This window comes from Paraburkholderia sp. BR10937 (genome assembly GCF_040965695.1).
In the GTDB taxonomy this organism is placed as follows: Bacteria; Pseudomonadota; Gammaproteobacteria; order Burkholderiales; family Burkholderiaceae; genus Paraburkholderia.
In genome coordinates this window covers 1-255 of record NZ_JBFRCL010000221.1, presented here as the reverse complement: position 1 = coordinate 255, position 255 = coordinate 1, and the positions used below count along the sequence as shown (strand labels likewise).

The 255-nt window shown below is 71.8% G+C and carries 1 pseudogene; it reads left to right on the top strand.

Annotation, left to right across the window (positions count from 1 at the left end):
* Nucleotides 1-255 (top strand): annotated as a pseudogene (locus AB4Y44_RS42740) (acetyl-CoA C-acetyltransferase); the annotation flags it as partial.

Genomic DNA, 255 nt, shown 5'->3' with positions numbered 1-255 from the left:
AGGCCGGCCGCTTCGACGCGGAAATCGTGCCGGTGGCGATTCCGCAGCGCAAGGGCGAGCCGCTGCAGTTCGCGACCGACGAATTCGTGCGCCACGGCGTGACGGCCGACTCGCTCGCGGGCCTGAAGCCGGCGTTCAACAAGGATGGCACGGTGACGGCGGCGACCGCGTCGGGCATCAACGACGGCGCAGCGGCGGTCGTGGTGATGTCGGCGAAGAAGGCCGAGGCGCTGGGCCTCACGCCGCTCGCGCGCA